Below are 12,845 nucleotides of genomic sequence, written 5' to 3'. Positions count from 1 at the left end.
TCGTCAGCCCTTCACGCCGCCGGCGCCGAAGCCGCGGGTGAGGTAGCTCTGCAGGAATGCGAAGATGATGATGAGCGGGACGCTCATCATGACGGAGGCGGCCATCAGCAGCGACCAGTCGATGTTGAAGGCCGTGATCAGCATGTTCATCACGCCCGTGGTCAGCGGCCTCGACTGGTCGGAATTCACCAGCACCAGGGCATAGAGATATTCGTTCCAGGCCAGGATGAAGGTGAACAGCGCCGTCGAGATGATGCCGGGCAACGCCTGGGGCAGGATGACATCGATGAAGGCGCCGATGCGCGATGCGCCATCGACCAGCGCCGCCGATTCCAGATCCTCGGGAATGCCGGCCATGAAGGAGCGCAGCAGCCACAAGGCATAGGGCAGCGAAAAGGTCGTGTAGGCAATGACCAGGCTCGCCAGGGTGTTGGAGAGGCCGATCTTCACCATCATCAGGTAGAGCGGAATGATGAGAACGACCGATGGCAGCAGATAGGTGAACAGCACCAGGCCTGCCAGCGTCTCCCGGCCGCGATAGCGAAACCGCACGAGGCTATAGGCGCCGAGAGCACCGACTACGACGACAAGGATCGTGGTCATCGTCGCGAGCAGCATCGAATTGGCGAAATAGCGCAGGAACGGGGTATCCTGCAGCAGGATGCGATAATGCTCGAAGGTGATTTCGGTCGGCAGGATGCTGGGCGGAATGCGGAACAGTTCGCTCTGCGGCTTCAGCGAGGTCAGCACCATCCAGATCAGCGGGAAGGCGATGATCGCAACCAGTGTCCAGGTGAAGAGATTGACGAGGATACGGCGAACCATCACGCGTTCCTCCTGTTCTGGTAGAGATAGACAAGCATGAATGCGAGCATCACCAGCATCATCGCCACCGCATAGGTCGCGGCCATGCCCATCTGGTTGAGCCCGAAGGCCTGCTGGTAGACGATCAGCGGCAGCGTGCGGGTGCTATCGACTGGGCCGCCACCCGTCAGCAGGTAGATCAGGTCGAATTCCTTGAAATCCCAGATGATCCTGAGCAGGATGACGATGGACAGCACCTCGCGCAGCTGCGGCAGCGTGACATCGAAGAACCGGGCAATGCTGCCTGCGCCATCGATCCGGGCGGCTTCGTAGAGATGTTCGGGAATGGTCTGCAGCCGGGCGAGCACGGCGATGACGACGAAAGGAAAGAACTTCCAGGCGCCGACGACGATGACGCTGAGCATGGTGTTGGGCATCTGCCCCAGCCAGTCGACCGGCATGTCGATGAAGCCGATGCGCATCAGCAGGTGGTTCAGGATGCCGTAGAGGTCGTTGAACAGCCAGCGCCAGACGAGCACCGCCACCACGGTCGAGATGAAATAGGGGAAGAGAACCAAACTGCGGGCCAGCGAGCGGAACACCAGGTTCTGGTTTAAAAGCAGCGCCATTCCGACGCCGAAGAAGATCTGCAGGGTCAGCGTTCCCACAGTCCAGATGACGGTGGTCCAGAGCGAAAACCAGAAGTATTTCGAGCCGAGGATTGCCGCATAATTGTCCAGCCCCACCCAATGGCCGCTCAGCGTCGGGGTGTAGATGGAAAACAGCGACAGATAGATTGCCGAAAGTAGCGGATAGACGATGACGGCGGACAGGATCAGCACCGTCGGCGCAATCAGCAACATGCCGAGCAGCCCATAGCGCCGCTCGAGCGTCATTTCTCTTCTGTTGTACATGGCCAGTTCTGTGCGTGAGAGCAGGATGGACGGGGATTGTGCAATCCCCGTCCCCAAAAGGATCCGGCTGTCGCTCAGCCCTTCATGATGTCGGCGATCTTGGTCGAGATCGCGCCAACCGTCGTCTTGGCGTCTTCGCCGTTCAGAACGACGCGCTGCACCAGTTCGGCGATCGCGTTGGAGGCGATGATCTGGTTGGCCTTGACGTTTGCCTTCCAGCCATCGTTTTCGAAGCCGAGATTCTTGCCGGCCGCGGCAGCCGATGCCATCAGCGATACCTCTGCGGGGTATTTCTTGATGATCGGGTTGTCGAGATAGGCAGAGCTTTCCGCGATGGTCTTCAAGACCGGCAGGACGTGGCCGGGCGCGGCATGCAGCTGCGGGATATAGCCTGCCGGATCGAACAGATAGGCCGCGAACTTCTTGGTGACATCCATGTTGGCGGCATCCTTGGGGATGAACACCGACGGGAAGTCGTTGAAGGTCCAGGGCGCGACATCGGCAGAGATCGTCGGATAGACCGCGCAGGTGACATGATCGGCGATCGTCGGGTTCTGCGCATTGACGTTTGCCAATACTCGGCCGGCATAGATGCCGGTTGCCGTGGCGCCCGATACGAAGGCGGTCAGGCTTTCACCCCAGCTGTAGTTGGTGGCGCCCGGTGGGCAGAATTCGCGCATCGACTTGTAGAATTCCAGCGCGTTGTAGGTGGCGTCCGTGTCAAGGGCCACTTCAAGATCCTTGGAGAGGATCTGGCCGCCGGCGCGGTGGATGAAGCCGATAAAGATCAACGAGGTCATGGAGTTCAGGCCATATGGCAGCGGTGCGCCATAGATGCCGCCGCCCTGCATCTTCTGGGCCGCGGCGCGCAGCTCGTCCCAGGTCTTGGGCGCTGCGGCAATGCCGGCCTTTTCCATCAGGTCCTTGCGCAGCCACATCATGTCGGCAGCGGTGTTGCCGATCGGCGTGCCGCAATAGTGACCGTCGGCGGTCTTGAACACGTCATTGGCGCCGGGGAAATAGTTCTGTTCGCCGATCGCCTTGATCACGTCGTCCATGGGCTCGACGAGGCCCTGGCTGTAGTAGTTCTGCGCCGCGAAGGACGGAAGGTGGGTGACGATGTTCGGCACCTGCTTGGCGGCAAAGGCGGCGGCGAACTGTGCCGGATAGCCCTCGTCGGATGTCGGCTCGAACAGCACCTTGACGCCGGGATTGGCCGCTTCGAAGGCGGCAATCTGGGCCTTGTACATGGCGAGCTGGGCCGGAGAGGCCTGTGGCGACCACCAGCGCAGTGTCACCTCGCTACCCTGTGCGCGGGCGAGGCCCGGCACAGCCGCCACAAAGGCGGCCCCGGCCGCACCTTGCAGCACACGGCGGCGCGTCACCGCCATCTGGCTCATGTTGAATGTGTCGGATGCAAATTTGGACATTTCAATCGCTCCCCTGCCTTTTCGGCCATCCAAAGTATTCGCAATGCGTACAACTGTTCGAAAATATGAGCAGGAAATTGCGAATGTGACAAGCGGGTTTGGCGAGGCGACGGGATGAATTCCGGCAAATATCTGATATGAAATCGATAATTTCCGATGGTGCGCTGCAGCTAAAAATCCGGATCAGATTTTTATGCGCACATTTGTTCGATTATGGTGACAAGTTTCCGCGGATCATGTATCCCTCCCGTAAAAGCCATGACTGAGGAAACCCCATGCACATTGTCAGCGACCCCCGCCTCCTGAGAGAAGCCTGCTACGTGAACGGGAGCTGGCATCCCGCAGGTGCCGAGGCCATCGAAGTCACCAATCCCGCCACCCTGGAGGTGATCGGCCGGGTACCCAAGGCAACGGTTGCCGAGACGCGGGCTGCCATCGAGGCGGCCCATGCGGCATTTCCCGACTGGTCGGCGCGGCCGGCGCGGGAGCGATCGGCCATCATGCGCAAGTGGTTCGAACTGATCGTCGAGAATGTCGACGACCTCGCGCGGCTGCTGACGGCCGAGCAGGGCAAGCCGCTGGCCGAGGCGCGCGGCGAGATCCTCTACGGGGCTGCCTTCTTCGAGTGGTTTGCCGAGGATGCCAAGCGGGTTTCCGGCGAGACCATTCCCGCGCCAAGCCGCGACAAGCGCATGCTGGTGCTGCGCCAGCCGATCGGTGTCTGCTCCGCCATCACGCCCTGGAATTTCCCCATGGCGATGACCCCGCGCAAGGCCGGACCTGCGATCGCCGCCGGTTGCACCATGGTGCTGAAGCCGGCGAGTGCCACGCCGTTTTCCGCACTGGCGCTGGCCGAACTGGCCGATCGCGCCGGCGTGCCGAAGGGTGTGTTCAACGTCGTCACCGGCAGCGCCGGCGTCGTCGGCGATGAGCTGGTCACCAATCCCCTGGTTCGCAAGATCACCTTCACCGGCTCCACCGAGGTCGGTCGCGAATTGATGGCCAAGGCCGCCAAAACCATCAAGAAGGTGGCGCTGGAGCTGGGGGGCAATGCACCCTTGATCGTGTTCGATGACGCCACGCTTGAGACGGCCGTGCAGGGCGCGATCGCATCCAAGTTTCGCAACATGGGCCAGACCTGCGTCTGCGCCAACCGCATCTATGTGCAGGATGGCATCTACGATGCCTTTGTTGCGCGCTTTGCCGAGGTGGTTGCCGCGCAGAAGGTGGGCAATGGTGTCGAAGAGGGCGTGGTCCAGGGCCCGCTGATCGACGAGGCGGCTGTTCGCAAGGTCGAGGATCACGTGCAGGACGCGCTTTCCAAGGGTGCCCGGATCGTGACAGGCGGCAAGCGCCATGCGCTGGGCGGAACCTTCTACGAGCCAACCGTGATTGCCGATGCCAACCAGTCTATGAAGATTGCCCATGAGGAAACCTTCGGCCCGGTCGCGCCGATCATCCGCTTCCGCGATGAGAAGGAGGCGATCGCCATGGCCAATGACACCGAATTCGGCCTGTCGGCCTATTTCTTCACCCGCGATCTGGCCCGGGCCTGGCGCGTGGCCGAGGCGCTGGAAGTGGGGCAGATGGGCATCAACACAGGCATCACCTCGTTCGAGGGCGCACCGTTCGGCGGCATCAAGCAGTCCGGCATCGGCCGCGAGGGCTCCCATCACAGCATCGACGAGTTCCTGGAGCTGAAATATCTCTGCATCGGCGACATGGGGTGAGGGGTGGACACGGTGCCAATTGACCTGCTCCTGGAAGACGAGACGGCCGGAGAGCCGGCCGGCGGATTCGGTCCGGCCGACCGGGATTATGTGAATGCGCTTGCGCGCGGCCTTGAGGTGATCAAGGTCTTCACGCGGCATTCGCCGAAGATGACGCTGAGCGAGATCGCCAGCGAAACCGGGATGACGCGGGCCACCGTTCGCCGGTTTCTGCTGACGCTCGCCCATGAGGGCTATGTCGAGGTCTCGGGCAAGCATTTCAGCCTGCGGCCTAAGATCCTGGAGCTCGGCTTTTCGGCGCTGTCTTCGATGGATCTTTGGGACGTGATGCAGCCGGTGCTGAACGACCTCTCCGAGCAGTTGAACGAAAGCTGTTTTGCTGCGGTGCTGGATGGGGATTCCGTCATCTATGTTGCGCGCGCCACCTCGAACCGGCGCGTCAATGTCGGGATTTCCATCGGTAGCAAGGTGCCTGCTCATTGCGTTTCCACCGGTCGGGTCCTGCTTGCGTCACTCAGCGAGCCGGACCTGCATCGCTATCTCGATGCCATGACGCTGACGCGCTTCACGGCCAATACGATCACCTCCAAGGTGCAATTGCGCAGCGTCCTGGAAGAGGTGCGTATCCAGGGCTGGTCGATCGTTGATCAGGAACTGGAGATCGGCCTGCGCTCGCTCTCCGTCCCGGTGAAGGACGGCAACGGCCAGATCGTCGCCGCCCTGAATGTCTGCTGTCCGTCCAATCGCATCACGCCCGACGACATGCGCACGCGCGTGCTGGCGTTGACGCTTGAAGCGGCCCGCAACATCACCCAGGCCCTGCAGTTCTGAGGATTCCGAGACGGCGGCCGATGATCGGGCCGCCGCCTTCAGGCCGCAAAACGCTCCGGCCGGTAATCCTCCATGTCCTCACCCGGATTGCGATCCACCACCATGTCCGCCACCATTCGGGCCGAAAGCGGCCCCAGCGTATAGCCCGCATCGCCCGGCACGGCGAAGAACAGGCCCGGCACTGACGGGATCGGGCCGAGCACCCCCTTGCCGTCAACCGATGTGTTGATGCCGGCCCAGGTCCTGATGATCCTGAGCGGGCCAATCACCGGCGCGATATGGCAGGCGAGCGTGGCATTGGCGATCATGCTGTCCAGCCGGACGGTCGGATGCTCCCGGTCGCCGGCAAGATCGGCCGGCCAGCCACCGCCGATGACGATCTGGCCGGTGGAGAATTGCTTGAGCGTGATCATCCGGTCTGCATGCTGCACCAGATGCTCGATCATCGGCGTCGTCGGCTCGGTGATGTTCATATGCAGGGGCTCGGCGCGGGTGGGGACATTTACCCCGAAGCGCTGGGCAATCTTTTGGGTGCCGACGGCCGCCGCCAGCACGAGGGCGCCGCTCTCGATCCGGCTGCCCTTGTCGGTCGCGACAACGAAACGCTGCTGGTCGCGGCTCGCATCCTCGACGTTCTCGCCGTCGATGATGCGCACGCCCAAGCCAAGGATCCATTTGCGGATGGCGGCATTGCAGCGCAGCGGGTTGAGCTTGCCTTCATCCAGGCAGAGTTCGGCACCGAAGGCCGCAGGCCCCAGATAGGGCGCCAGCCGGCGCAATTCGGGCTCTTCCAGGATCTCGACTTCAAGGCCCAGTTGCCGCTCGCGCTCGGCCTTGCGCCGCAGGAAATCCAGCTGATCGGCATTTTCGGCGACCATCAGGCCGCCTTTCTTCTTCAGCTCGAAATCAGCCCCCAGCTTGCGTTCGAATTCCTGCCAGAACCGGACCGCCTTGGGATAAAGGTGGAGCTGACGCTCCATGCCGGGCACGTTTTCCGGATAGAGCCGCATGAAACGGCTCTGCATCTGCACATGCAGGCTTCCGGCATTGGCATTGGACCCGCCAATCTGCCCGTTGTCGACCAGCACGACATCACGGCCTTCCTCGGCCAGGAAACCAGCCAGGCACAGGCCGACAATGCCGCCGCCGACGATGGTGACATCCGCTTTCGCAATCTTGCCGGCCATGGCTTAAAGCCCCGCCAGATCTTCGATGCGAACCGGACGGACCGGAACGCGAGGGGCAAAGCCGGAAAACTCGTCGCGCTGGTAGCCCAGGCGCGCGCCCATCAAGGTGTCGAGGACCGGTGCGCAGTAGCGTCCCTGGCAACGTCCCATGCCCACACGGGTCTGCCGTTTCACGGCGCCGATCATCCTGAGGTCTTCTGCCATGGCATCTTCGATCTGGCCGAAACTGACCTCCTCACACCGGCAGATCAGCGTGTCGCGATCGGCAAGCGATGCGTCATAGCCGGCGAAGGCATAGAGCTTCCAAAGCGCGGACTGGAAGCGCCGGTGGCGCGCCAGGCTGGCCGAGGCGCGCGTGATATCGATGGCATCCACCGACTTGCCGAGACTGCGCGCCGCCTGGCCGCCAACCAGCGTTCCTTCCGACAGCGCCGCCCTGGCGCCGCCGAGCCCGGTACAGTCTCCAAGCGCGTAAAGGCCCGCGACGCTGGTCCGGCCGGTTTCGTCGCGGCGCGTCACCAGTTGCCGTCGGGCGGGATCGAAATCGTGCTGGCAGCCCAGGGCCCGCAGCAGTTCGTTGGCCGGCTCGAAACCATAGCCGAGGCAGAGCGCGTCCACCTCGAACACCCTCTGCTGTCCCTTGCCGTCTGCGGCTCCAACGGTCACGCGCAAGCCGTCGCCCGCGCGGTCGATACGGCGCACCACCTCGCCATGGATCATGTCGGTCCCGGCCCGCCGGCGCTTGAGGTGATAGGTCATGCCGTTGCGGATCAGGTCCGGAGAGGAGAGAAGCATGGTGGCGACGGTGGAAAGATCCGCCGGCCCCGGCTTGCGCGCCGCCTCCACCACGGCGACCACATCCGATCCCGCTTCGATCAGTTCGGCTGCCAGTTGAAGGTTGAGCGGCCCATTGCCCGCGATCAGCACGCGTTTTCCGGGCGTGCGCCGGGCCGTGCGCCAGAGCGTCTGGGCCGCGCCCGTGGTCATGACGCCCGGCAAGGTCCAGCCCGGAACGGGCCAGCCTCGCTCATAGGCGCCGGTAGCGATGATCGCCGCCTTTGGTTTGTAGCGAACCGGACCTTCGGGGCTGCTGGTGGCAAATTCCAGCGGCGCAAACGCGCCCCATACGGTGACGTTGTTGCGGATGACAACGCCAAGCGCCCGGGCTTCGCGGATGAGGGCCGCGCCCTCGCGATGCTGCGCATCCGGTGGCGCGATATCCCCGCCGGCCAGATCCGGTTGCTTGAAATATTGTCCGCCGGGCTGCGAGCGCTCGTCCAGCACGACGACCTGAACGCCGGCGCGGCGCGCGGCGATCGCGGCTGATATGCCGCCCGGGCCGGCGCCGATGATCAGCAGTTCCGGCGTTTCGAGCTTCAGGCTCTCCACCGTCGCGGGCGGGCGATAGGTCGGGTTGGCGGGCAAGGGTCTGGCATGGGCTTCCGACCGCACGGTCAGCGGCCCGGTCACCTTGGTCATGCAGGCGCGCTGGTTCGGCTTGCCGTCAACCTCCACCAGGCAATCCTGGCAAACGCCCATGCCGCAGAACATGCCGCGCTCTGCGCCGCAGGCCGTGGTGCGGAAGCTGCGGATGCCAGCGGCGGTCAGGCAGGCGGCCAGGCTTTCGCCATGGCGGGCCTCGATTTCCTTGCCGTCGAAGGTAATGATGTCCGTGTTGCTCGGTGTCATAGCGGCCTGCTCCGATGGACAGGCAGGCGTGACTTTTTCAGGCTCGTCCGGCATGGACCAGCAAATCTGCTACTTGGCATGTTGTGTTCTCTCTGCGAACTTATGTACATATTTGCATGGGGCAATTCCGTTCGCAAGCCCCCTATGGATGAGGAGAAACTCCAATGTCGCAAAGCGTTATCGATCGTCTTGAAGGCAAGGTCGTCCTTGTTACGGGAGGCACCCGTGGCCTTGGTGCAGCGATTGCTGAGGTCTTTGCGACCCAAGGTGCCACGGTCGTCCTTGGAGATTTGCGCCCTGCAGACGACGGAACTGCGGCATCGAGCCACATGTTTCTGGAGCTCGACGTCACCGACGAAAGCTCCATCCGCGCGGCTGTCGATGCCGTCGTTTCGCGGTTGGGCCGGCTCGATGTGGTCGTCGCCAATGCGGGCGTCGTGCCGCCCTGGTCGGCGACGGCCGAGATCGATCTTGCCGAGTGGGATCGGGTCATGGCGATCAATGCCCGCGGTGTTCTGGCGACCATCAAGCATACGACCGAGGAATTGGCAAAAACCCGCGGCAGCGTGGTGGTCATGGGCTCCATCAATTCCGCCGTCGCCCATCCCAGGCAGTTGATCTACACCGCCAGCAAGCATGCGGTTCTCGGAATTCTGCGCGCGGCGGCGCTTGATCTCGGGGCAAAAAAGGTGCGCGTCAACGGGGTCGCGCCGGGACCGATCGCAACCGATGCGCTGCTCGGGCGGATCAGGGAACGCGCGAAGGCTGGCCCCTCCGAAACCGAAGCGATGAGCGTGCTGGAAAGCCAGACGGCGCTCGGTCGCCTGGCAACGGCGGACGAGGTGGCGAAGACCGTGGCGTTTCTCGCCAGCGATGCCGCCAGCGGCATTACCGGCCAGCTTTTGCGGGTCGATGCGGGGCTGGCGTAACCGCCGATGAAAAATGCGGACAAAAGTTCGCATTACGTACATTTTTCTGTTGACGCGAGCGCGCGTAATTGCAAGCTTAGTCTTGCCATTAAGGAGCCGGACGTGCTCCAGACCATAACAAATCGGAACAATTATAACCGGCGATCCCGGGAACAGGAGGTCATGCCATGATTGGTAAGTTGTTGTCGTTCGCATCCGTCGCAGTGATGGGTGCCGTGCTGGCCGTCGCACCGGCTGAGGCCCGGTCGCTTGATCAGATCATCCAGTCCGGAACGATCAAGGTCGGCGTCAATCCGAACTTTCCGCCGATGAGCTCCTATGGCTCGACCAACGAACTCGAAGGCTTCGACATCGATGTCGGCAAGAAGATTGCCGAGGCGCTCGGTGTCACCGTCGAGTTCGTGCCGACCGAGACGGCCCAGCGCGTGCCCTTCCTCGTTGCCGACCAGATCGATATTTCGCTCGGCGCCCTGACGCGCAGCACCGAGCGCGCCAAGCTGATCGATTTCACGGTGCCGTTGCACACCGAATCCATGGCTGTGCTGACCACTGACAAGGTGACGGCCGAGAAGTGGACCGATCTCGACACCGACGCGGTGACCATCGTCAACATGCGCGGCAACTGGTCCGTCGACTTCCTCAAGGACAAGCTGCCGAAGTCCAAGGTGCTGCTGGTTGAAACCAATGCCGACACCGTGCGTGCCATCGCCCAGGGCCGCGCCGACGCGCTGGTGGAAAACATCGACTTCTTCATGTCCTTCACCAAGAACTATCCCGATGTGAAGTGGAAGACGCTGAACGATACGATCTTCACCAACTACGACAGCATTGGCGTCTCCAAGGGCAATGATGGCCTGCGCCAGTTCCTCAACACGCTGCTCTATGATCTGCACAGCTCCAACTACATCAACGAGACCTGGGTTAAGTGGTATGGCGCGCCGATGCTAAAGCCTGTCGAGCCAAATCCATTCTTCTGATAGTTTGATCAAAACGACTCGGGGCGCGCAAGCCCCGGGTCGTCTGGACACGCGCGGAGGAGGGGCAGCGAAGTATCGTGAAGGGCGAAGTCTTTTGAGTTACACGTTTCAATTCAGCGTGGTTTTAGAGCATTTGCCATACCTGCTGTCGGGGGCCTTGGTCACGCTGCAGGTGGCATTCATTTCGTTCTGGCTTGGCGCGGTCATCGGTCTTGGCGGCGCGCTGGCCAAGCTGCGCGGCGGACGGCTCCTGCGCGGCATCGTCGGCGCCTATGTGATCTTTTTCACCAACACGCCGGCGCTGGTGCAGATCTTCTTCCTGTTCTACGCGCTGCCGGATGTCGGCATATTGCTGGATCCTTTCACCGCCGTCGTCATCGGCATGACGATCAACACCGGCGCTTATCTCACGGATATCCTGCGGGGCGGCATCCTCTCGGTGCGCAAGACGGAGCTGGAAACGGCTGAAGTGCTGGGCATGTCGGCCATCCAGACGCTGCGCTATGTGATCCTGCCGCATATTGCCAAGACGCTCTATGCGCCGCTCAGCAATTTCTTCATCTGGCTGGTGCTCGGCAGTTCCATGGCCGCGATCTTCGGCGTCGAGGAACTGACGGGCAGGGCGATCAACATCTCCACCAGCAATCTCAGGTCCATCGAGACATTCGCCATCATTGCGGTGATCTATATCGGGCTCACCATTCTTGCATCTGCGGCGCTTGCTCTGATTGGCCGCTGGGCATTCCGAGTGAATGCGAGGATCTTCTGATGCTGGACCGGATTATCGAGGAAGCTCCGCGCTTCTTCACCTATTTCAACATGATCTTCATCCTGAAGGCCATGGGCACGACGCTGCTCTTGACCGCGCTCGGCTGCGTGACCGGCTTCGTGTTCGGCTTTTTGATCGCCGCCACGCGCGCCACCCGCTCGAAGGTTTTGCTGCCATTGAGGCTGCTGTTGATCGCCTATGTCGAGATCTTCCGCCGCATCCCGTTCCTGGTGATCCTGTTCATCGTGATGTTCGCGATCCAGATGCTGATCGGCAATATCTCGCTGTTCACGATTGCGGTCATCTCCATCTGCATCCTGTCCACCGCCTTCCTGTCCGAAGTCATCCGCGCGGGCATGGAATCGGTGCCGCGCCAGCAGATCGAGGCGGCGGAGACGCTGAATTTCGGCTTCTGGCGCACGCAGTTCCGGGTGATCCTGCCGCAATCCTGGAAGGTGATCCTGCCGCCCGCCTTCGCCTTCATGGTGATGTTCATCAAGGACACTTCGCTTGCCTCGCAGATGGGTGTGATCGAACTGACCTTCACGGGCAAAAGCCTCATGAATCGCGGCTTTTCGCCCTTCCTCGTCTATGGCGTGGTGCTCGCGGGATATTTTGCCATGTCCTATCCGCTGAGCCTGCTGGGTACCTATATGGAGAAACGTCTTGCCACTGCTCGAAATTAGCAACCTCTCCGCAGCCTATGGCACGTACAAGGTTCTGGAAAACATCAACCTGTCGATGGAGCGGGGCGAGGTCGTCAGCCTCATCGGTTCGTCCGGCTCCGGCAAGAGCACGCTCCTGCGGGTGCTGATGGGCCTCCTGAAGCCGAACCAGGGACAGGTCACGATCGACAGCCAGGCGGTCAATTACGGCTCGCGCGCCAGCCTCAAGGGCATCCGTGATCGCATGGCGATCGTCTTCCAGCAGTATAACCTGTTCCAGAACATGGACGTGCTGCGCAACGTGACCATCGCCCCCGTGGAGATCAAGAAGCGACCCAAGGCGGATGTCGAGCGCGAGGCCAAGGCCATTCTCGACCGCGTCGGCCTTTCGGCCAAGCTCAAATCCTATCCGGACCAACTGTCCGGCGGCCAGCAGCAACGCGTCGCGATTGCCCGGGCGCTGGCGCTGAAGCCGGAAATCCTGCTGCTCGACGAGGTCACGGCCGCGCTCGATCCGGAACTGGTCAATGAGGTGCTGGATGTCGTCGGTCAGCTTGCCGGCGAGGGCATCACCATGCTGATCGTGTCCCACGAGATGAGCTTCGTGCGCAAGGTCTCCTCCAAGGTGGTGATGATGGACAAGGGCCAGGTCGTGGAGATCGGCACGCCGGAACAGATCTTCGAAAATCCGCAGGAAGCCCGGACCAAGGAATTCGTCAGCAAGATCCTGCGGCACTGACCACGGGAACGGACCATGGAGGCCGGCTCGACCGCGCCTCCAGACTTTTGACAAAGGTGTTATCTCTGCGGACAACTCCAAATTACCGTCATTCCGGCGAATGCCGGAATCCAGCCACGGCGCGTCTGCGCCGTGAAAAAGTCTATCGCAATCAAGGACTTGATTGCGCTGGATGCCGGCT

At 62.0% G+C, this 12,845-nt stretch carries 12 protein-coding genes; 7 read left to right on the top strand and 5 right to left on the bottom strand.

What is annotated here, in order from left to right; all coding sequences use genetic code 11:
• Positions 1-3: 3 nt before the first annotated feature.
• The 3 genes from B9A97_RS22525 to B9A97_RS22515 all read right to left on the bottom strand — a co-directional run bounded on the left by B9A97_RS22525 (position 4) and on the right by B9A97_RS22515 (position 3,148).
• The gene (locus B9A97_RS22525) at positions 4-825 is read right to left on the bottom strand and encodes a carbohydrate ABC transporter permease (RefSeq protein ID WP_084368077.1); all 822 of its coding nucleotides are present in this window, start codon (positions 823-825) and stop codon (positions 4-6) included.
• Positions 825-1,718 carry a carbohydrate ABC transporter permease gene (locus B9A97_RS22520; protein ID WP_084368076.1) on the bottom strand — a complete coding sequence of 298 codons (894 nt, stop codon included), beginning with the start codon at positions 1,716-1,718 and terminating at the stop codon, positions 825-827. Before B9A97_RS22520 ends, B9A97_RS22525 begins: the two co-directional genes overlap by 1 nt.
• Positions 1,719-1,792: 74 nt before the next feature.
• Entirely contained in the window at positions 1,793-3,148 is a 1,356-nt protein-coding gene (locus B9A97_RS22515; RefSeq protein ID WP_084368075.1) for an ABC transporter substrate-binding protein, read from the bottom strand.
• 275 nt (positions 3,149-3,423) lie between these two features.
• Between B9A97_RS22515 and B9A97_RS22510 the strand changes: the two genes are divergently transcribed.
• Positions 3,424-4,878 (top strand): NAD-dependent succinate-semialdehyde dehydrogenase, encoded by a 1,455-nt coding sequence (locus B9A97_RS22510; RefSeq protein ID WP_084368074.1) that lies wholly within the window; start codon positions 3,424-3,426, stop codon positions 4,876-4,878.
• Positions 4,879-4,890: 12 nt separating this feature from the next.
• On the top strand, positions 4,891-5,709 hold the full coding sequence (locus B9A97_RS22505) for an IclR family transcriptional regulator domain-containing protein (RefSeq protein WP_244564322.1): 819 nt from the start codon (positions 4,891-4,893) through the stop codon (positions 5,707-5,709).
• A 38-nt stretch (positions 5,710-5,747) separates the two neighbouring features.
• On the opposite strand, the gene B9A97_RS22500 is transcribed toward B9A97_RS22505, so the two are convergent.
• Entirely contained in the window at positions 5,748-6,896 is a 1,149-nt protein-coding gene (locus B9A97_RS22500; protein WP_084368073.1) for an NAD(P)/FAD-dependent oxidoreductase, read from the bottom strand.
• A 3-nt stretch (positions 6,897-6,899) separates the two neighbouring features.
• A complete protein-coding gene (locus B9A97_RS22495) occupies positions 6,900-8,585 on the bottom strand; it encodes an FAD-dependent oxidoreductase (protein WP_179145364.1) in 1,686 nt (561 codons plus the stop codon).
• A 164-nt stretch (positions 8,586-8,749) separates the two neighbouring features.
• Between B9A97_RS22495 and B9A97_RS22490 the strand changes: the two genes are divergently transcribed.
• The 5 genes from B9A97_RS22490 (at position 8,750) to B9A97_RS22470 (ending at position 12,664) form a co-directional block, all read left to right on the top strand.
• Positions 8,750-9,514, top strand: a complete 765-nt coding sequence (locus tag B9A97_RS22490) for an SDR family NAD(P)-dependent oxidoreductase (protein WP_084368071.1) — start codon at positions 8,750-8,752, stop codon at positions 9,512-9,514.
• A 167-nt stretch (positions 9,515-9,681) separates the two neighbouring features.
• On the top strand, positions 9,682-10,491 hold the full coding sequence (locus tag B9A97_RS22485; RefSeq protein WP_084368070.1) for a transporter substrate-binding domain-containing protein: 810 nt from the start codon (positions 9,682-9,684) through the stop codon (positions 10,489-10,491).
• 118 nt (positions 10,492-10,609) lie between these two features.
• Positions 10,610-11,260 (top strand): amino acid ABC transporter permease, encoded by a 651-nt coding sequence (locus B9A97_RS22480; protein WP_280164095.1) that lies wholly within the window; start codon positions 10,610-10,612, stop codon positions 11,258-11,260.
• Entirely contained in the window at positions 11,260-11,946 is a 687-nt protein-coding gene (locus tag B9A97_RS22475) for an amino acid ABC transporter permease (RefSeq protein WP_084368068.1), read from the top strand. Before B9A97_RS22480 ends, B9A97_RS22475 begins: the two co-directional genes overlap by 1 nt.
• Positions 11,927-12,664, top strand: coding sequence for an amino acid ABC transporter ATP-binding protein (locus tag B9A97_RS22470; RefSeq protein WP_084368067.1), 738 nt, complete (start codon positions 11,927-11,929; stop codon positions 12,662-12,664). Before B9A97_RS22475 ends, B9A97_RS22470 begins: the two co-directional genes overlap by 20 nt.
• Positions 12,665-12,845 lie beyond the last annotated feature (181 nt).

It is taken from the genome of Rhizobium sp. RU36D (genome assembly GCF_900176345.1).
GTDB lineage: Bacteria > Pseudomonadota > Alphaproteobacteria > Rhizobiales > Rhizobiaceae > Allorhizobium.
The sequence above is the reverse complement of the archived record's forward strand: the minus strand, read 5'-3'. Positions and strand labels throughout refer to the sequence as shown.